Origin of the sequence: Pectobacterium sp. A5351 (genome assembly GCF_028335745.1) — a bacterium.
In the GTDB taxonomy this organism is placed as follows: Bacteria; Pseudomonadota; Gammaproteobacteria; order Enterobacterales; family Enterobacteriaceae; genus Pectobacterium.
On sequence record NZ_CP116477.1, the window covers coordinates 2,451,290 to 2,470,719 of the forward strand.

At 53.4% G+C, this 19,430-nt stretch carries 22 protein-coding genes and 1 pseudogene; 2 read left to right on the top strand and 21 right to left on the bottom strand.

The window, feature by feature from the left end; translation table 11 throughout:
• Window positions 1–168: 168 nt before the first annotated feature.
• Window positions 169–1,596 carry an exodeoxyribonuclease I gene (sbcB, locus tag O1Q74_RS11420; protein ID WP_271873221.1) on the top strand — a complete coding sequence of 476 codons (1,428 nt, stop codon included), beginning with the start codon at window positions 169–171 and terminating at the stop codon, window positions 1,594–1,596.
• A gap of 181 nt (window positions 1,597–1,777) precedes the next feature.
• Here the strand turns inward: sbcB and O1Q74_RS11425 are convergent.
• From O1Q74_RS11425 to O1Q74_RS11480, 11 genes and pseudogenes are all read right to left on the bottom strand, one after another.
• Window positions 1,778–2,692 (bottom strand): annotated as a pseudogene (locus tag O1Q74_RS11425) (IS4 family transposase); the annotation flags it as partial.
• Between the two features lie 93 nt (window positions 2,693–2,785).
• Complete coding sequence (locus O1Q74_RS11430; protein ID WP_271873223.1) at window positions 2,786–3,403, bottom strand: tail fiber assembly protein; 618 nt, start codon at window positions 3,401–3,403, stop codon at window positions 2,786–2,788.
• The gene (locus O1Q74_RS20270; RefSeq protein WP_334311362.1) at window positions 3,403–5,499 is read right to left on the bottom strand and encodes a phage tail protein; all 2,097 of its coding nucleotides are present in this window, start codon (window positions 5,497–5,499) and stop codon (window positions 3,403–3,405) included. Before O1Q74_RS20270 ends, O1Q74_RS11430 begins: the two co-directional genes overlap by 1 nt.
• A complete protein-coding gene (locus O1Q74_RS11445) occupies window positions 5,500–6,075 on the bottom strand; it encodes a phage tail protein (RefSeq protein WP_271873225.1) in 576 nt (191 codons plus the stop codon). It abuts the gene before it with no gap.
• Entirely contained in the window at window positions 6,068–7,174 is a 1,107-nt protein-coding gene (locus O1Q74_RS11450; protein WP_271873227.1) for a baseplate assembly protein, read from the bottom strand. The genes O1Q74_RS11445 and O1Q74_RS11450 overlap by 8 nt, the downstream gene beginning before the upstream one ends.
• Window positions 7,165–7,512, bottom strand: a complete 348-nt coding sequence (locus O1Q74_RS11455; protein WP_271873229.1) for a GPW/gp25 family protein — start codon at window positions 7,510–7,512, stop codon at window positions 7,165–7,167. Before O1Q74_RS11455 ends, O1Q74_RS11450 begins: the two co-directional genes overlap by 10 nt.
• Window positions 7,513–7,577: 65 nt before the next feature.
• A complete protein-coding gene (locus tag O1Q74_RS11460; RefSeq protein WP_271873231.1) occupies window positions 7,578–8,171 on the bottom strand; it encodes a phage baseplate assembly protein V in 594 nt (197 codons plus the stop codon).
• Entirely contained in the window at window positions 8,168–9,319 is a 1,152-nt protein-coding gene (locus O1Q74_RS11465) for a phage late control D family protein (RefSeq protein ID WP_271873233.1), read from the bottom strand. The genes O1Q74_RS11460 and O1Q74_RS11465 overlap by 4 nt, the downstream gene beginning before the upstream one ends.
• Window positions 9,307–9,522: a tail protein X gene (locus O1Q74_RS11470; RefSeq protein ID WP_271873235.1), complete on the bottom strand. Its 216-nt coding sequence runs from the start codon at window positions 9,520–9,522 to the stop codon at window positions 9,307–9,309. Before O1Q74_RS11470 ends, O1Q74_RS11465 begins: the two co-directional genes overlap by 13 nt.
• Complete coding sequence (locus tag O1Q74_RS11475; RefSeq protein ID WP_271873237.1) at window positions 9,519–10,403, bottom strand: phage tail protein; 885 nt, start codon at window positions 10,401–10,403, stop codon at window positions 9,519–9,521. Before O1Q74_RS11475 ends, O1Q74_RS11470 begins: the two co-directional genes overlap by 4 nt.
• Entirely contained in the window at window positions 10,403–12,874 is a 2,472-nt protein-coding gene (locus O1Q74_RS11480) for a phage tail tape measure protein (RefSeq protein ID WP_271873239.1), read from the bottom strand. Before O1Q74_RS11480 ends, O1Q74_RS11475 begins: the two co-directional genes overlap by 1 nt.
• A gap of 42 nt (window positions 12,875–12,916) precedes the next feature.
• Here O1Q74_RS11480 and O1Q74_RS11485 point away from each other — a divergent pair, with 42 nt between their 5' ends.
• On the top strand, window positions 12,917–13,186 hold the full coding sequence (locus O1Q74_RS11485) for a hypothetical protein (RefSeq protein WP_249686586.1): 270 nt from the start codon (window positions 12,917–12,919) through the stop codon (window positions 13,184–13,186).
• Window positions 13,187–13,260: 74 nt separating this feature from the next.
• On the opposite strand, the gene O1Q74_RS11490 is transcribed toward O1Q74_RS11485, so the two are convergent.
• The 10 genes from O1Q74_RS11490 to O1Q74_RS11535 all read right to left on the bottom strand — a co-directional run bounded on the left by O1Q74_RS11490 (window position 13,261) and on the right by O1Q74_RS11535 (window position 19,422).
• Window positions 13,261–13,563 carry a phage tail assembly protein gene (locus O1Q74_RS11490; protein WP_271873242.1) on the bottom strand — a complete coding sequence of 101 codons (303 nt, stop codon included), beginning with the start codon at window positions 13,561–13,563 and terminating at the stop codon, window positions 13,261–13,263.
• 139 nt (window positions 13,564–13,702) lie between these two features.
• The gene (locus O1Q74_RS11495) at window positions 13,703–13,903 is read right to left on the bottom strand and encodes a hypothetical protein (protein WP_240583918.1); all 201 of its coding nucleotides are present in this window, start codon (window positions 13,901–13,903) and stop codon (window positions 13,703–13,705) included.
• Between the two features lie 10 nt (window positions 13,904–13,913).
• Window positions 13,914–14,438 carry a phage major tail tube protein gene (locus O1Q74_RS11500; RefSeq protein ID WP_011095230.1) on the bottom strand — a complete coding sequence of 175 codons (525 nt, stop codon included), beginning with the start codon at window positions 14,436–14,438 and terminating at the stop codon, window positions 13,914–13,916.
• Window positions 14,438–15,865 carry a phage tail sheath subtilisin-like domain-containing protein gene (locus O1Q74_RS11505; protein WP_271873251.1) on the bottom strand — a complete coding sequence of 476 codons (1,428 nt, stop codon included), beginning with the start codon at window positions 15,863–15,865 and terminating at the stop codon, window positions 14,438–14,440. The genes O1Q74_RS11500 and O1Q74_RS11505 overlap by 1 nt, the downstream gene beginning before the upstream one ends.
• A complete protein-coding gene (locus tag O1Q74_RS11510; RefSeq protein ID WP_271878887.1) occupies window positions 15,855–16,082 on the bottom strand; it encodes a hypothetical protein in 228 nt (75 codons plus the stop codon). The genes O1Q74_RS11505 and O1Q74_RS11510 overlap by 11 nt, the downstream gene beginning before the upstream one ends.
• The gene (locus tag O1Q74_RS11515) at window positions 16,076–16,543 is read right to left on the bottom strand and encodes a Gp37 family protein (protein ID WP_271873253.1); all 468 of its coding nucleotides are present in this window, start codon (window positions 16,541–16,543) and stop codon (window positions 16,076–16,078) included. The genes O1Q74_RS11510 and O1Q74_RS11515 overlap by 7 nt, the downstream gene beginning before the upstream one ends.
• The gene (locus tag O1Q74_RS11520; RefSeq protein WP_271873255.1) at window positions 16,543–16,989 is read right to left on the bottom strand and encodes a gp436 family protein; all 447 of its coding nucleotides are present in this window, start codon (window positions 16,987–16,989) and stop codon (window positions 16,543–16,545) included. The genes O1Q74_RS11515 and O1Q74_RS11520 overlap by 1 nt, the downstream gene beginning before the upstream one ends.
• A gap of 2 nt (window positions 16,990–16,991) precedes the next feature.
• On the bottom strand, window positions 16,992–17,330 hold the full coding sequence (locus O1Q74_RS11525; protein WP_271873257.1) for a DUF2190 family protein: 339 nt from the start codon (window positions 17,328–17,330) through the stop codon (window positions 16,992–16,994).
• Between the two features lie 10 nt (window positions 17,331–17,340).
• Window positions 17,341–18,276, bottom strand: a complete 936-nt coding sequence (locus tag O1Q74_RS11530; RefSeq protein WP_271873259.1) for a hypothetical protein — start codon at window positions 18,274–18,276, stop codon at window positions 17,341–17,343.
• Window positions 18,277–18,312: 36 nt separating this feature from the next.
• Window positions 18,313–19,422, bottom strand: a complete 1,110-nt coding sequence (locus O1Q74_RS11535; protein ID WP_271873261.1) for a peptidase — start codon at window positions 19,420–19,422, stop codon at window positions 18,313–18,315.
• Between the last annotated feature and the right edge of the window lie 8 nt (window positions 19,423–19,430).

The following is a 19,430-nucleotide window of genomic DNA, read 5'->3' on the forward strand; positions in this document are numbered from 1 at the left end:
TTGATGTAAGTCAGGGAAGTGATGTAAGCCAGAGAAGTGATGTAAGCCAGAGAAGTGATGCAAATCAGGAAAGCGCCACAGAAAAGTCGATTCAATGGTATCCTTGCCGTTTTCCAGATTGTTTTGCCTGATTTCAGGCTCAGCGCGCACACGTAGCTAACTGCATATATGGCCGAGAAAACACAACCCACTTTTTTCATACATGACTACGAGACGTTCGGTAAACATCCAGCTCGCGATCGCCCCGCGCAATTTGCGGGTGTCCGTACCGATATGGATTTCAATATTATCGGTGAGCCGCTGGTCATTTATTGTCGCCCGTCGGATGATTACCTGCCGGAACCAGAAGCGGTGATGATCACCGGAATCACGCCACAGGTCGCGCTGGCAAAAGGCGTCAATGAGGCAGAATTCGCTCGTCAGATCCACGACGCATTCAGCGTGCCCGGCACCTGTATTATGGGCTACAACAACATACGTTTTGATGATGAAGTCAGCCGCAATATTTTCTACCGTAACTTCTACGATCCTTACGCTTACAGCTGGCAAAACGGCAACTCTCGCTGGGATCTGCTGGATGCGTTACGTGCTTGCTATGCCCTGCGCCCGGAAGGCATCGTCTGGCCGGAAAACGATGACGGCCTGCCCAGTTTCCGCCTTGAGCATCTGACGAAAGCCAACGGTATTTCACACGAGCAGGCGCATGATGCGATGTCCGACGTTTATGCCACCATCGCCATGGCGAAACTGTTTAAACAGGCACAGCCCAAGCTGTTTGAGTATCTGTTCACGCTGCGTAACAAAAACAAAATTTCCGCACTAATTGATATCCCGCAGATGAAACCGCTCGTGCACGTGTCTGGCATGTTTGGCGCAGCAAGGAGCAACACCAGTTGGGTCGTGCCGCTCGCCTGGCATCCGGACAACCGTAATGCGGTTATTATGTGCGATCTGGCTGGCGATATGACGCCGCTGCTGGAGCTGGATAGCGAGACATTGCGTGAACGGTTATACACCCGTCGGGATGCGCTGGAAGCCGATCAGAGTGCGGTTCCGCTCAAGCTGGTACACATCAATAAGTGTCCGGTCTTAGCGCCTGCCAATACCTTACGACCAGAAGATGCGGAAAGATTGGGCATCGATCGTCAACGCTGTCTGGACAATCTGGCGCTGCTGCGTAACCACGCGAACGTCAGAGAAAAAGTGGTGGAGCTGTTTGCCGATGCCTCCGCGTTCGCCGCCTCTGAAGATGTCGATTTACGGCTTTATGATGGCTTCTTTGGCGATGCCGACCGCATGGCGATGAAGATTATTCAGGAGACTGCCCCGCAGAACCTTCCCGCGTTGGATCTCACGTTTGCCGATAATCGCCTGGAACCGCTGTTTTTCCGCTATCGCGCTCGCAATTTCCCCGGCACGCTGGACGACCGCGAACAGCAACGGTGGTTGCAACATCGGCGTACGGTATTTACGCCAGAACGCTTGCAGGACTATCTGTCAGAACTCAGCAATTTGTATCAGTTGCATGAAGACGATAAAGAGAAGATGGCACAGCTAAAAGCGCTGTACGCCTATGCACAGGAGCTGGTGGGATAAAGCATAAAAAAGCGGAGCACATTGGCTCCGCTGGAAGTTGCTGACAAAGTCTGTTGAGCGGTAGTAACGGATAGATCGTAAAGACGCTGTAAACACATCCCTGTACGCTCGGATTGCGCAGATATGAATCTCATCCCTGAGATTCACCCTTTCAGGCTGAGGGATCCCCACAAAATCATCGCTAATAAACCAGCACCATATTTCGGTAGGTGCTGGTGAGTTGGGCTAAAATACTCTCCAGCTTCACTCGCCTGATTATTCGCGGTGAATGCCGCAGTACATTTTCCGCCAGTGTCAAAAACGATATCACTCTTCGACTTTTAAGGCTGTTCGCCTGATAATGAAGATGAAGACCTTTATTTTCAAAATGATATCCTAATAACCAGAGAACAATTGATGCCAGTGTTGCCAGCAAACTCAGCACCCAAAGCCGCTCACCCGTTTTGCTTCCACAGGCGCGTAAGCCAAAGCCAAATCTCTCACTCTTTTCATCGCGAAAGTTTTGTTCAATCTGCATTCTCCTGCTGTAGAGTTTCATAATTTCATGGGGCTTGAATTCATCAGTACTGGTAAATAGCAGCCACGGCTCTTTAGCTGACGCACGCTGTTCTTTTTCTGTTGTGGGATGGCTCGGTTTCCCTTTGCGACGTTGGCTTTTTCGGCCTTTCGGCGCTTTTTTATAAAGATAAAAATGTCCGTTGCATTGCGCCTTTTTTGAACGCGCCAGCGTTCCGGCTCCCAGATATTCCGCGCGCGCCGTGCCAGTACAGTCTTTCACGTTCAGCCAGCGTTCCGGGCCATGATGAAGGCAAAATTTTACGTTTCCCCGGATGCGACCAATAAAGCCCCATCCCAGTGCTTTGATATGCCGAAACCATTCATTGTGGAAGCCCGCGTCGGTGATGAGGGTGACTTTCATTTGCGGGGCAATAGCACAGGCAAGCGCGTCAAGAAAGGCTTTCTGTATCAAAATATTGTTTTGCTTTTCTGACGGAACCACCTGACTCATCAAGGGGATAGCGCGGCCATCACAGACAAGGCTGGCACGCAGGACATGAAAAGCCTGAGAGGGATAGCCACTCCAGTCGACGGCAATATGATGCGCCGCGCGATAAATGCGGCACATTCTGCGCGATAAATGCATCGCTTTAACTATTTCACATATCGTAAAAAAATTACAAATCTCCCTTTATGAACTCGGTACAATCGGCCACTCGATATCTGTAGCGCTCACATCAACACGGCTCAGTAGCACTGCATATTTTTGCCACGCTGTCAGCGAGGCTTTCTCTTCATCGGTCGCAATATCCAAATTAACAGCATACGTCAGCTCATTGATGCGAGACGTGGCAGCGGCTTTGCGTGTAGCAAGCTCCTGCTGTGCAGATTTTAGCGCTGCGACAGCTTGCGCGGCCTTGTCGATCACCCATGTTTTACCGTTCCACACGTCGAATTCGGTAGCCGGTTTCAGCAGCGTGACGTTATCCGGCAGTTCGCCAAACTGCGTCACAGTCTGCGGCTGGCGTGTTTCCGTGATGTAAACCGTCTGGCCGCGATAGTCCGGCACCTGTTCCCATGATTTACCGTCAGCCGCTCGGCGCAGGGCTTGACCAACGGGCGGTAATTCAGGCTCATCGGCGTAGCTGTCAGCGGGTAACCCGACGCCTTGCATGACATATTCATAACTCGCGCTCTGATATTCTCGCGTTGCGGGGTTAACGTGATAAACAGTAATCCAGCCCGCGTTGATTGCCAGCCCACTTTCGTTCAGTTCTGCGTTTTTGATTTGTGTTGAATAGTTGCTCATTATGCTGCTCTCACGATGTAGTTAAATGTAATATTGCGGGGGCGGGTTTCTGTATTGCCTGCTTCTGACGTGAGACTATCGTAATAGAGCCACATCCTATTGTCCGAATCTGTTCCCTGTGAACCTACGTTACTGTTGTAATTCAGTGGCGCAGTTTCTGAATATGCGACGTTAATGCCATTCCCGTTTTCAATGTAATAGCGGTCTCTGTATTCATGAGCGTGGCTCTGAATAGTATTACCCTGCGCTGAAAGCAGCGCACGACCGCTATCAACCCCGCGCCCGTCATCCCACCCGCGAACAAACTCACCGCGTAAATCGGGCAGGAAACCGGACGGATAGCGGGACGCTAAAACAGGAAATTGCGCCGTGTCGAATTGCTGACCGTTGCATTTCAGCCAGCCAGCAGGTGCGACAGCGCCAGGGAATAGCTGCGGCATACCCACCAGTTCAGCAGACGGCATAGCGCCGATTGCGGCAGAGGTAAGGTTGCCTTCATGATAAACGGCGCACCATTTACCACCTGCAACCGCAATGTATGCTCTGTCATTTGTATGAATAACGGCTGAACTATTCGGTCCGCCAAAAACGACAGTATCATCCGGCGATAACGACAGCATTTGCCTGTAGCTACCATTAGGCATCATGCCAACCACCGCGCGGGTTGCAGGTAAATCTATATTTCCCCTATCAATTCGAATGCCACCCTGAATCACACCGCCTGTGATAGGGAGTGCGCCAACGTCATTGGCCGTCGGCAGATGTCCAGTGTGGTAGAATTCTACGGGGACGCCATAGGTAGCCCCCCCATCTGGTTTCACGACAATATTTCTGCCAAACAATCGATATGGGTGATTAGCATTAGAAACTGACTCTTGCATCAAACTAATTGCGCCAGCGTCTTTTTTATACGATTGCAAAACGACGCCGAACGCACTCGGCCAATTCCCGAAATCTCCGTTATAAAAACCGATCCCCATGAATGGGTTTGTCGCTGCCGAAACCTCCCCGTTAATCAATCGGCATGAATCATTAAAAATCTCTGTCGGTGATTGCCACTGCCCTTTAATTACAACTTTATGGAACTGACGAAATTGCCCGCCAGATGGCGTGTAGAATCCCACAATATTTAGGACACCGTAAAACGAACCATCATTACCAATGAACCGACGCCAGTTTAAAAAGGCATCTGAAATTGGGATTTTCAGAACATCAGGGTTACCGCCAACGATATAATTACCGTCCGGCGTGTTTACATTAAAATACTGCTCTGTGTCGACAGTTCCGAGTACCACGCTATTTCTGCGAAACTCACCGATATCTATGTTTTTGCGAAACAGTGACGCATCAAGAATATCCGCGCCATTCTGGTCTTTTGCCAGTTTTCCAGACAACGCATTCAATATCGAGGTGGAAAAGTTAGGGTCATTCCCTAGCGCGTTCGCCAGCTCTTGCAGTGTATCCAGCGCAGCTGGTGAGCCGTTTACCAGAGCTGCAATAGCCACTTTCACAAATGCCGTGGTGGCCAGTTGCGTGTCATTAGAACCGGATGCTGCAGTTGGGGCGGTTGGCGTTCCTGTGAATGCCGGACTCGTTTTCGGCGCGTATTGGGGATGTGCATCAAGAGTTGATGCATGGGTATTCAGCTTATTTGTCGCGTCGGCTTTGGCATCAGCAATCGCATTAAGCACAGTGGTTCTGAAGTCCGGGTCATTCCCCAACGCATTCGCCAGCTCCTGCAGCGTATCCAGCGCTGCTGGTGAGCCGTTGATTAACGTAGTAATCGCAGCTTTAACGAATGCTGTAGTCGCAATCTGATTACTGTTAGCTGTTTGAGCGGCAGTTGGAGCGGTTGGCGTTCCTGTGAGGGCTGGACTCGCTTTCGGCGCATATTGGGTATGAGGATCAACGGCACCGACATGCGTGGCCAAATCACTTTCCGTTTTTTCCTGCTCGCTCTTCAGATAAGTCGTGCGGCTAGCCAACTGTTCAGCCTGTCGGTTGGAAATACCTCCGGGGCCACCGACAACAGGGTCTGATGTTTCCAGTTGATAAATGCCGTCGATCCACGTTTTTTGTTCAGGCAAGTTAGCCATTTATGCACTCCCGTAATTATAACTGCCGTCATACGACGCGGTTTCGTTATAGCGAATAGGCACCCCCAGATATTCCAGACTGGCCAAGAGGCAGCGGGCGGGGGCAATCATTTCCAATGTGTTACGCAGCATCTGCGCCTGGTCGTTGGTGATGGGTTGTTGCAGCAAAACGCGGTAGACAGGCCATTTGTTGCTATCGCCGTAAACCATGTGACCGTTATAACTGCGAGTACCGTTGTAACTTAGGCGTCCGATGTGTTCGATTAACTCCACATCACCAAATCCGAGACTACGGATAACGTCACGAACGGCCCATTCCGTCCCTTTGAAGCGATGCCGCTCTATCGCTGACTTAATCATTGCGCGGCGGGCATCTTCAGATTCAGCCAGTTGCCAACCGTCCTCCTTCAGAGAGAATTGCTCAGCAAGCGCATCCAGTGCGCTGCTGTCAACGATGTCGACCAGATAGACAATGACGGCTTCAACCTGCAGAGCGTCAAATCCATCCAGTAACGATGCCAACACGCTAAATCGCAGATCAGACGCCAGTGAGGGCGGGAGAAGGTCTTTACTCATCAGCCGCACCTGCAATAGCTATTGCGATGTCTGTACAGATAGCGAGTTGCCAGTCATCAAGCACCAGCAACGCAGGGGACAGCAGCTCAACGCTGTAAACCCCATCGAGCAATAAGGCGGCATTAATCTGACTGGGCACGATGTCCTGCCCCAATGTTGCCCGACGTTGTTCTGTCCAGGCTAACGCAGCCTGTTGTGCTGCTTGTTTAACTGGCAATGACTGCACATCGCGTTTGAGCGTCAATCTGGCATGCAGTGAGTATTCAATCGGAACCGGGGATTTTGCCGCGACGGTGTCCGTGAGTGGCCGGACTTTTTCATCAGAACAAACGCTGATTACTTGCGCCAGCACACTGTCATCAGGCAGGCCAGTGGACAGCAGCGGATATAAATGAACGGCGCCAGGCTCGGCTCTGACTACCGCAACGTCAACAATATCAGGGTGAGCGCTCAGCGCATGATAGCGGTACGCTAATTTTGAGCCTGCCGTGCTGAAGGACTCAGGGGCTAATTGGATGCGTTCGCGCAGCCGGTCATCGGTTTCCTCATCAGAACCACCGACGCTGGCGGTAAGATTCCTCACCGTGAAGTCGATATCGTCAATCTCATCCACCAACGTGCTGATTTGCGCCGGTTGCCAGTTGTTGCCCACTAACCCCGCCTGCGTACAGGTCGCTGCCACTGTTGCGCTCAGTGTGCCAGCCTTCATTATCACATCGCTGTCGGTTGCAAATAAGACGCTGTCAGATGCGCTGACGCGCGTTCCCACAGGGATCAGCGTATCAGTCAACAATGCGCTTTCGACGCTAAACTGCAACGTCGTTTGTCCGGCCAGTGCCGCGAGGCGGTACGTTCCCACCAGTTCGCCGAGGTAGTCCAGCATCGGCGCACGGGCATAGCGCACCAAATTCTGTTTGGCCGCATCCTGAATCGCACTGCGTACCAGCATTTCACGGTAGGCCATCAAGTCAATCAGCAGGCGTTCAGCCTGGGCGGGATACAGTGTCTTACCGCTGTCTGCCTCATATTTTGCAATCAGTTCTGCGGTAATCTTCGCGGCATCACGCTCAATGAAGACAGGTTCAGTCGTTACCGCCATAGCACCTCCGTAGCCTGTAGCACGCCGCTGGTTGTTTCCCAGCTCAGGCGCAATGTCATATGCGAGCCATCAATCAATGGCTTCACGGCCAGCAGTTTGCAGCGCGGCTCCCAACGTTTGATTGCTTCGACCGTCTCCCGCACGACGTGCGGAATTGCTCGGTCAATCGGGTAGTCAATGTAGTGATGCAGGTTGCTGCCAAATTCGGGACGATGGGGATCGCTACCGCGTGGCGTGCGCAGAATGATGTGAATGGTTTGTGTGATATCGGCAACGCCCTCGACGAGTTCGCCAGGGTGTTGCAGGGCCGGTTGCCAGTAAACAGAATTAGTATTCATGGGGGCAGTATCGCCCCCGGTGGGATCGGTGGTTATTAACGTGATTTAGAAAGGCTGGATGAACTCTAGTGAGAATGGTGATTTGAATTACCACCGGCATCCATCACTGTGCCGGTGGCATCAATATCCCCCTGAACGCTGACATGGCCTTGAATAGTTGCCGCTGCGCCCCCCCCGCCAGAACCCGCCATGCCGCCCTGATAGGTCAGCTTACCTTTTACTAATAGATTGCCCGTGACTTCTGTATCTGGTGCATCAATGGTGACTTTTGGTGTTGTCACTGTTACGTGCGTACCGCAAGCGATCACAATATGCTCAATGCCGCCATTGATGATTAAAGTATGCGCCTTACGGTCGTAGTAAAACGCGGCGCTGTCGGAATAGGTCACACCGCGAGCGTCTGGGTTATTGACCGGCGGTTTATCGATGCTGGAATAGACCGCGCCCAGGATAACGCCGTCCTCGCCATTTTCATCCAACAGCACGACAACTTGTTCACCGACATCGGGCAACCAGTAGTCCTTATTGTTCTGGGTATTGTGTTGCAGGACATCAAGCCAGTTGGTGCGCATATTATCGCATTCAGGCAGACGAACGCGGGCGCGAACGCTCTGCGGGTCAACGGCGCTGACGGTGCCCACCTGTCGTGATACGCTCATTTTTTCTTTTCCTTCACGGTCGTTGTCGTCGTGGTCGTGCCATCCGCTTTGTAAACCGTCAGCGTCTGCGTTTTCTTCTTTTTCTTGCCGTTGGTCACTGGGCCACGCGCAACCTCCAGTTCGGTCACGTAACCGCTGCTGCGATCAAACGAATGTCGGGCGCTGGTAATAAGCCACTGCCCGGATAACTGACCAAATTTTACCAGCGCTATTTTGTTGCCGGCTGTGAGTTGCGGCGTTCCCATCACCGTCAGTGAACCGGTCTGCTGATATTCGTTATGTGAATCCAGCGCGGCGTCGGCTTTGAGCTGCGCACTGTCTTTGTTCGCTGAGCGGCTGGTGACCTTGAGCGTATCCGCACTGGTGGTTTTGCCACTCTCTTTTACCGTAGCTGTCGTCGCACTCCCATCGGAATGGTACGTCACCAGTTTCTTGTCACTGGCCTTTTGGTGCTTCAGCTTTGCCGATTTATAGATCTGATTGATGGTGTCACGCAGAGAATAGCGGGCAACGTCGGCGGGCGATAACTGCTTAACGGGATCGAGCTGTCGCAAGGTGGCCAGATGGGAAAATATCAATTGGTCGCTGACAACCTTAACGGCATAGCCATACTCGCTGGCCAGTCGCTTCAGGAAGCCGACATCGGTTTCCGCATACTGCGTGACGCGATCGACCTTTATTGACTCAATACCGCCGACCAGTTTCAGGCTGTGCTTTTTGGCAATACGTCCCGCGATAGCGGCCAGTGTGGTATTTTCAAAACCACGGCTCGATTTGGTGCGCAGCGCAGTATTGACCGACGTGGCCACGCCGCGAATGGATACCGTTGACGGCGGCGCACTGACGTCGATCTCATCAATAGAAAACGTGCCGCAGGACAGCAGCTTCTCACCACTGTAACCGAGCTTCAGCGTCAGCGTATCGCCTTTACCCGGATACCACTTATCCAGCCAGCGACCATCGGTGTCATCCAGTGTGACTTCAATTGTGTCTGACTCCGATTTGATATTGTCGGTATAGCTGACGCGGGTGACGTAAAGCGCAATATCGTTTGTGATATCTTTTTTCAGATACCACAGAGTAAATACCGGCTGCAGGACTTCGGAGGTTCCCGGAGGCGGTACTGTTTGTTGAGTTAACGTAGCCACGGTGCAACCTCCTCGTCATTTTCGACTTCATCCTGTTCAATCATTGGGATCAAGAGAACGATGCCGGACGGTAATGATGGCGTAACAGCCACATGCGGGTTTGCCATGATGATCCGGTCATAGCCCAACGGGTCGCCATAATAATGGTGTGACAGCGAATCCCAACGGTCACCCATTTTTGTCACATGTTCGATGTACCTCATGCTTTCCTCGCCACAATGGTCGATGTCATTTTACTGAGTGCCGGAGAATTATTTTTCAACAGCACGCCAGCGGCATCAAACTGCCCGGAAACGGTATTCAATGCAGCGGCCAGATTGCGGCTGTCAACGCCCGCAAGCGATTGTCGCGCCGATGCCACAAACGTTGCGGCCTGACTGGTATCACGGGCTAACCGCACTGCATCAGGAAAGGTATCTTTGACGGCATTTAGCGCAGGAATAGATGACATTAGCGGTGCAGTCACGCCGCCTATCTGTGACATCAAACCGGGAATGCGGGTTAGTGCAACCGTCGGATTGGTCGCCATCTTCTGCACCGCCCGTACCGTACTGGCTGCGGTGGTGAGGGCAGATTGCGCTTTCTTTGCATAGCTCACGGCATCGCGCACCGATTGCGCCATACCGCTAGGTTTGGTGACGGCGCTGGTGACAACGCCCGTCCCCGGAATGGCACTATTAATCGCGGGCGGTTTGAGCGGGCTTTTCGGGTCGCCGATGTACTCGCGCAACGTCACTTCCGCCGTCATGGCCATCACGTTACCGGACGAATCGGTCTGCTGGCTGCTGGCCGTCACCGCCGTAATCACGAACCAGCCACGATAATCGCCATTGCCGAATACCAACGCCAGCGCCTGATGTGACCGCATCGCCTGACGTAACCGCGACAGCTCGTTATCCGGGGTGCAATACAGGCTGTGGAACACCAGGCTAATGCGAAACTCATCGAGCTGTTCGCCGACGAACTGCAGCCCTGGCTTCCCCTCAATACGGCTGTGTTCGGCATAATCGACGCCGAACGTCGATTCAAAACCGTCCCAGTAGGTAATCAACTCAAACTCAATATCACCCAATACCGCAAACATCAGGCATACCCCCGGCGTTGTTGTTGCGCCACAATGCGCTCCATCATCTTCTCCAGTTCGTGCAGGGACAGATTCAGGGCGTTGGTGATTTCCGGTGTGGCTGGCGTTTTCTGCCCATTGAGATAGATATTGGGTGAGAACGTGACATGGATACCGTTGCTGGCTCCATTGGGGGGAGCGCTATTGGCTGAACTGCGGCGAACCGAGCCATCAGCATTCAATAACGGAATAGGGATAGCAGGAACGTCTGGCGTCAACGCACCGGCTAACCGTTGCCCGGCTTTTGCGGCCAGCGGTGTAGTGCGGCTAATTCCTATCGCAGCCCCCTGCGATATATTATCGCCGAATGACGCAAATACCCGGCTGGGGGAATGAATACCTAATTTCTCGGCAAACCAACCCTTAATATTATCGCCTAATTCACCGACAACCTTTTTTGCGCCTTCCCATGTATTCCTAATACCGTTCACCAGGCCACTGATAATATTTGCGCCAAAGTCGGTAAACTTGCTTGGCATATCGATGCCGAAATATTTCATCACCTCGGCAAATACGGTGTAAAAAATACCGATGGGCGACCAATTCAGAATCAATTTTGTTACGCCGCCAATGCCACCGCTAAATGCGGTTGTAATATCATTCCAGCGTGCCCGGAACCAATTACTGATAGGCTCCCAGTAGCGATAAACCAAATAGGCCGCGACGGCGATCCCCGTCACCAATAGCCCTATAGGGTTCATCAATAATGCGCGGCCCATAATCATCACGGCACGACCCACTAACGTAATACCGCGCATTAAGCCGCCGCCGAGAATTCGTCCCAGCGATAGAGCACCACGGCCAAGTCGGGTAAACATCCCTAGCCACTGCCGCGCACGCCCACCGGCACCGAATGATGCACGGAGCAATAGCCATTTGGAGCGCAGCAGTACCGCGCCTTTCCAGAGGTCAACAACGGGGGACAGCAAAAGGTTTAAGCCCAGTTTGGTGCCGATAGCCGCCGCTTTAAAGGCCAGCAGTCCCGCGGCGGCCATCACCACGCCTTTCACAATTTCAGGGTTGGCGGCGATCCATTTTCCCGCCTGATCGATAAGCGGGATGATGGTTTCGCCCAGTGAGATTAGCGCTGGTTTTAATGACTCGCCAATGCCGATAGCTGCTTCATTCATACGGATTTGGATTTGTCGCCAACGTGCCTCTAACGTATCGTTCTGCTTGGCGGCGTCTTTATCCAGCGTTTGTTGAGATTCAGGGCTATTCATTTCTGTTTTATTTGACTGATATTTCCCCCAGTCCTGGCGCATTGAAATCAAATGCTGCGCAGTCTGAATATCAGTAAAAATTTCTGCCAACCCGAACGATTCAAATAATTTTTGCTGAGTCTCTTTATCACCCTTTGCACCTGCTTTCTGCCATTGATCGGCGAATGCTTTACCCTTGCCATCAATAAAGCGATTGGCAATCATGAGCGAGGCTTCATATTGCGAAAATCCCTTTGCAACATAATCCTGCATGGAGGCTTTATAGTTGATTCCCGCTTTTTCATACTTCTGAATGGTGTCGCTACGGTTCATTGCAGCCAGCCAGTTGGTCATATTGGTGACAGCTTCTTCAGCAGAGCCAGAGCCTTTCGCCACCTCAAGACTGGCGACAATCTGGGTAATGGCGTCTTTACCGACGATCCCTTTGGCCGCAAAAGATTTTGCGAGTCCCGGCAAGGTTTTTGCCATGTCTTTTAATTCAAATGAACCCAGCTTTGCGCCTGTTGCAGCAATCGCGAATGCCTCTTCCATCTCTTTGGGATCGGTAATTTGCAATGCGGAGCTGAATGCGTAGGTCATTTTTGCCAGTTCAGTCATATCCCCTTTAGTCGCAGTTGCGGTTTTACCCAGCATGCTGGCAAATCTTGCCGCTTCCACAGGGTTCATCCCATCCGCAACCAGTTGCCCAACGCCGCCCAGTAACGCTTCCTGTGTCTGGTTGACCTTCAATGCTGCTTGTCGAATCGCTGTCCCAATAGCCTGCTCCTGCGTCTTATCCAGATCGCCCGTCACAGCAATATCCCGTAGCCCCGATTCAAAGCTGGCGTATTGCTTTACCGAACTGACAATCGGTGACGCTACCGTTCTGGCCACGGCATAGGTCTCGGCACCTTTGGCATAGAGCGCCATTCGGTTTGCCCGTGCCGCATCGCTGGTTGCCGCTGCTGCAGCAAGTCGGTTCTGCTGGCGCTGTAGCTGCTCCATTGTCCGCCCGACACGTTGCAGGTCGCTGTTCAGCCGCTGACTGGCGCGTGAACCGAGCTGACCATAACGTTCTGTGGCCCGCGTAAGCGCATTTTGGCGCTCCTGCAGCCGGCGCGTGGTCTCACCAATTGAATCCAGCGTGCGGCGGGTTCCCGTTACCGCACTGCGAAACGCGCCGGATATGGCTCCGCCAATAATCACGCCTATGGAAAATTCTGTGGCCACGATTTATGATTCCTTTTAACAATGCGAAACAGGGATACGGATATGGAAAATGCGCTGATGTTATGTAAAGGACTGCTGATAACGGTATTTGGCGGGATATATATTTATCTGCTGGCAAAACTGGTTATCTATACCGTTAACAGCAGCAGTGAGCCGTTTGTCTGGGTGCTAATGATTGGCGGCGGTGCGGCATTATTATCGCTTGCAATGGCATTAGCCGCGTTTCTCCTGCAACCCGCCGTCTATTTGCTGGCCGCGATATTTGCGGGCGTCGGTGCCCTGATTAGTCGCTATCGCCGTTCTCACGTTTAATCTGTTCGCTGGCTGTTTCCAGCCAGCTCTCAAACTCATCCAGATCCAGCTCGTTCAGCTCACTCGGCTGAAACCTAAACCACCTCGCCAACAGCGCCTGCGCCTGAATCAGCGTCTTCGGATGATGCAACCACCCCTGTAAGGTGCTGAAATCGTTTTTGCAGCGCCAGATAGTCAGCTAAATCCATCCCATCCAGATCTTCAGGTGGCAGGCCACTGGCACGGGCAATCAGCAAGTCATCCCAATCTTCAGCTTTATCACTGATTTTGCGCACGGCTTTCAGGTCTTTGACCTGCAGACGCCGCAGGGACAGGGACTCCAGTTTGACGCCGCCAGCGGTGGAGTAAGGGATCGATAACGAAAAGGTTTCAGACATAGTTATGCTCCTGACGAAATTAATGCGAATTAGCGTTCAGGGGCAGTATGGTGCGAGGTGGGGAAAATCAATATTAATGGCAGTTAACGAAAAAAGGAGGGAACCAATCCCTCCTTTGTAGAGAAAATACAGCGGTTGCTTAGTCCAGTTGCAGCACGCCATGCTGCTCGGATTCGGAATAGGCAATCAGCCCGCTATACTCCGGCACCATCGAGCCATCATCGGCTTCAAAAGCGGGAATAGTGCCGTGGGTGATGGTATAAGCATACTGGCCTTCCGACTCTGCAAACTCAGCCAGCGCCTTAATCTGATCTGCACGTAATACGATTTTCTCACTCATGCTATTTTTCTTAACCCCCGATATTCATGCGATAGTCCGTCAGCTGGTCGATGCCACCGACGCGGAAGATATTGGCCAGATAATCCAGCTCCAGCAGCTCTTCGCCGTCCAGTACCTGTTTCAGATAGGAACAAGTGAAGCTACTGGAGAACTCAGCGTTCTCATGCTGCTTGAACGTACCCAGAGGGTTCTTCTTGAACATGATGGTCATGTACGTCACCAGCGGGATTTCATCGATACGCCCTTGGGAGCTATAGCGCTCGACGCTGGAGCGGCATTGCAACGCCAGCGTTTTATACGGGTTCGCCGCACCGAGCATGGCGTCACGATAGAACGAGTTCCACTTGATCTCGCCTTCCAGTTTGTCGAACCCGGCAGGCAATTCAACCTTGCCCACCATCCCCAGTGCCTTATGCTCTTGCATCACCATGCTGACGTCCGGCAACTTTACTTCTTCAGCCCGCCCCAGCAGGTTCACCCCATCCAGATAGATATTGGCGTTGGTGATGCGGTTTACTTCAATTTTCCCAGCCATCAGCTATTGCCCTCCAACGTGACCAGATATTCGGAGGTGATCTCCGTCTCGAACGTCAACCGCTCTAACGGCGGTGGCGGCGTGTATTTGTAGCTCAGCAACAGGTGGCCCGCTGCCAGCTCCGTTTCTTCATTACGTGCCGGGTCATACCAGCATTTGAAGCCCAGCAGCGCACCGTCACCAATCAGCTTGCGGCCATAGCCGTTCACCGATTCGGTCAACGCGTCGATCAGTGCCTGGGTTATCGGCATATCGATGTATTGCTGGCTGAAATAGCGGATGGACTCATTGATTACATCACCGGTGCGGCGCACGTTCTCAAAGTTACGCATATGGGTAACAGTTGGCCACGCCGCGCAGCGATTGCCCCACAGACGCAACCCGGAGCCGTAGCTGTTGAACACGGTGGTAATGCCTTGTTCGTTCAACAGGTTCACTTCACTGTTCGGGTCGTCGATCATCGCCGATAGTTGACGCTCCACTCCGGTGATGCCCAGCAGTTCCTGATTGGAAGACGACCACCAGAAACCTCGCTCTAAATCGACTTTGGCACGCAACCCCGCCGCACGCTGTGACAGCGGCTCCAGCCGTTCGCTGTTGGTTTGTGCGTCATAGACTTTGACATGCGGATAGCACAGCCGCACGCGGTCTGAACTGGTATTGAAATTGATGCTGCCAGTTGGCCCACGACCTGCCAGCACCTGCGCAAAGGTGGTGCCAATCGGCGCATCGATATAGGTGATGGCGTCCAGTTTGTCAGCCAGCGCGATCAGTTCCACGCTGACGCTGTTCTGGGTACAGAACACCGGCGCAATAAGGATTTTGGCAAAGAAGCCGAACTGGTTATAGGTATCGTGCAGCAGCTTCATGCCGGTACGATTTCCCGCTGCGTTGACGGCACCGATAATCTCTGCCGCCGTCACTTTCGTCGGGTCGGCATAATCGTAGCTGGCCAGCACCGCGTCATCGGTCGGGATGTTGCTGTTCAGCCGGGTAACTACACCGGTTTGCGCATCAAGCTGGTAATCAGTTCCGTCAATATAGGGCGTGGTTTCCAGCGACTGACGCAACACCAGTTTAGCCACTGCACGCTGCGCCAGTTGCGCTTTTCCTGTCGCGGCGGCAAACGTCACACTGGCATTATCAACGTGGGTTTTATGCACATCCGGGTCGAGCACATTAATCACCAGCACCGTTCCCGCGCCGTGATCGTAAATCGCATCCAGCGCCTGCGGAATGGTGAAACCGCTGTATTGGCTACCGAACTGTGCCGCATCTTTCTCTGACAGACATAGCGTAACGGTATTAACTGCTCCCGTGGGGGCAGTGCCGATCAGACCGATAACGGCGGACTTCACGGTTTTCACTGGACGTGCGCCGTTTTCTACCTCAGTGGTTTCGACGCCATGTAAATAGTTAGCTGCCACTGATCACCTCCAATTTCTCTTCACTGACATTTTTACGGCGGGAGGCGGATGCGGTGGAGACATCCGGCTCGGCGTGTAAATGTTGCAACGCAACCAGCGTTTTCACGTAGTCGTGCGCCTCTGGCAGGTCAACGACACTGTCTGGCCACAGCAGCACCTCGGTGCCGTCAGCTAGCGTGACGCCACTGGATGGGCCGGTATAACGGTATTTCATGATTCACTTTCCTCATAATTGACCAGGGACAGTAACGGCCCATCGGGTAAATCGGTGTCTTCCAACTGGATGGATTCGGTGGAGAAATCCAGCGCGTACTGCCACAGCCCGCCGACATTGCCCAGAAACACATCGCGCACCAGCCAGATTTTGCGGCGGCAGTTCGGCGGTTTGTAGCCGCACAACACCCGACGAACGACATCCAGCACCGCTACCGCACCATTTCGCCCGTTTAACTGACGGAAAACGACGGTCGTGTTCAGGGTGATCGTGTGGGACTGCATCACCGCGCCGATATCCTCCGGCTTGCCAAAGCGGGAACCGGCGTAGCTCACCAGTACTGCCCCAACCGGATGATTGAGGCGAAAGTCGGCGGGCTTCTCCGGGAAATACTCAATCTGTAGCTGGGGCAGTTTTTCCTTCAGACGGGCAACCACTGCCTCGATAACCGGATTGACGTCCATCAGTATTTCTCCAGCATGCCATTGTTGCCGCCAAAGGTTGGCCGACGCGCCCGCACCCGAAACTCGCCGGACTCTGGTACATCCTTACTGGTTGACGGTAAGGCCAGCGTCAGCTTCGCATCACGAATGTCCACCAACTGACGCGTTGCCACTTTGTTGTCGTCTTTTACCGTATCCGGCATCGTCCCTTCCGGGCGACGGGCATATAACCGGTAGCGAGTCAGCGTGACCGCAATGTCGCGTAGCACGGTGGGGATTTCTGTCAGCGGCAAGGTGTAACGCCCGCGCAGATGGGCGTCGATCAGCTCATCGGCATAGCGAATGCAACTGTCCACTACCGTGGTGTTAACCGGAGGTGGCGCATCGAATCCCACCGTTTCATTGGTCAACTGGATCAGCGTGGACTCCGGCACCTGTTCGAGTAAATCCGCCAACGTGCAGTACATGGTTATACTCCGCGCAGGATTCGGATGACGTCGCCTTCGGCGAGGGCCGCATCCAGTGCGATGCCATTTGATACGCCCGCTTCCGTCAGCAGAACGGCACGGGCAGTCTCGTCAGACTGGACAGATTTACCGCGCTCGATAGCGGCCCCGACCTCCACGGCAACGATACCGAGTACATTAACCGGCACGGCATCACCTGCCGCGCCATCCACTTCGGCAACGCCCAATGCGGCAGCACCCGCCTGACACGGAGCGTTGTCTGCACCGACAAAACGCTGCTGTGCCAGGGCAGCGGTGGCCAGCACCGTGGTGGTCAGAATGACCTGTTGAGTGGCTCCCATAATGCCTCCGTTATTTCAGGATATTGGTGATGAGATACCCGGCATCGCCGCCAACCACTGCGACTTTGTAGATATCGGTGAAACGCGCGTAGGAGACTTTTCCACCCACGCCCGGATATTTGTCAGCAACAGGCATCCCTTTGCGACGGAACGTATAACCGAATGACGGCTCATTTTCGTCCGCGCTTTCCGTATCCGGCTGCGGCGGTGAAACGTAATGCAGCATCAGGTTGTCAGCCCAGACATCGATAGGGGTTTTCTTCGCGTCCTGGCTGGACACTGGCTCACCGATGACCACTTTGGGAATTTGGAAAATATCCTGCAGGATTTCTACTGTGATGCGCTTGCGTTCATTGGCACCAATCTGTGCCTGAATAGCGGGGTGATAGCGCAATGCCGACATCACACTGGCCCCCATCGTCATCAGGTTCGGGCGTAAGCCAGTTGCATTACGAACCGCTTCGATCCCCGCTTCAATCAATGTGACCGGTTCACCTTTGCCGTTTGCCCAGCGTTCTGCAGCAGCCAGTGCTTTTTTAGAGTTAGCTAGGTAGACCTTCGGGTCTTGTGCCAACCGGGCGGCATACAGTTCGCGCTTCAGATTGACGCCGTTAGTCGCACGGCGAATAGCTTTCGCTTCTTCGTTGAACAACGACTCGGCCTGTTCGCGGTAGTCGACTGGTGCAGCTAAATCATGCTCGTTGAGCACCAAGTCCATTGAACTGGACTTCTCACGTAGCAGAACATTACTTTCTGCACCGACGGCACGCTCGGTGTCATATTCAACGAATGCACCTTTACCGAACAGCGGCACCACGATGCCTTCTTTTTCCACCTGAACGAGGGGGAAGATGTTTTCACCGATAAACGCGGCATTTCTGTAACCTCGTGCCACACTGGTCAGCACCGGGTCAACGACGCGTTTACCTCTTAAATAATCAGACATGATGTTTCCTTTTCTTACGGTTACGGATTGCGGCGGTTACAGGCAACGTGCGACGGCAGCGTCGTAGCTAATCCCTTCTTTCTTCGCCAGCGCCGTAGCTTTTTGGTGCAGAGCCAGGCGCTCAGGATCGGCTTCAGCAAATTCCGCCGACGTCGTGGAGAGATCGACGTTGACGCGGTCTTTGGTGGCGTGCTCACTGAAATTCAGCACGGGACCAGTACCGCCTAACAGTTCTTTAAACGCGCTGGCCAGCGGCTTTTTCACTTCCCCTTCGGCGAACTCAACGGGCTTGTCGCCTTTAGACACTTCATCCAGTAGCGCGACGACAACGGCTTTTGCCGCTGGCACCAAACGGCCTTCCGTCACCAGTTTCTCTGCAAAGGCGACGTTGCCGGCATGCACCGTTTCCTGTCTCAGCTTCGTATCAGCAGCCAGTCGGGTGGCAGCATCTGCCTTCAGGCGGGCATTTTCAGCCTGCAGAGCCTCAATTTCTTCTTTGGTCACAGTGGTGTCCTCATGGGGGGATGTTGGGTTAACGGGAATGGGTTCATTAAATGCCGGGTTGGCTTGTACGGTTTTGTCCTCTCGCATCGCTTCATCACGCAGCGTGTCCAGTTGCCACGACGGCAGGACGCTGTCGGCTTCTTCCATGCCAAATTTGCTGATGATGAACTCACGCAGGCGGCTAAACAGGCTGGCGCTGGTCATCATTCCCCAGTCGGCGAACTCGACCACACCGTCTTCCTGTTCATTGAAAGCCACCTGCCGCAGCCCCTTAATCGACGGCGGCTGTGCGCCGAGGAACCCGACGTGGCGCAGATAGAGCGTGCCGGGCTTCGGGTTATTGGGCGAATCAGGCAGGTAGAACGAGGCGGAAATTTTCTTGTAACGTCCCGCATCCACCAGTTCGGCGAACTGCGGATCGACCTGCGTAGGTTCAGCCAGTAGATCGCCACCGTTGGTTGACAGTGAGGCTACCCAGCCATAGGCCGGTGCATCCGCTTTCGGGTGGCCGATCACCATCGGTGCCTCATGCACTGCGGGGTCATACGCCGCTGCACACGCGGCCAAATCAGCAAGCGTGTACGGCAGTTTCGTGCCGTGCATATCGGTATGGGTGCCGGATTTAAAAATGTGGAGTGGCATAGTGCTGT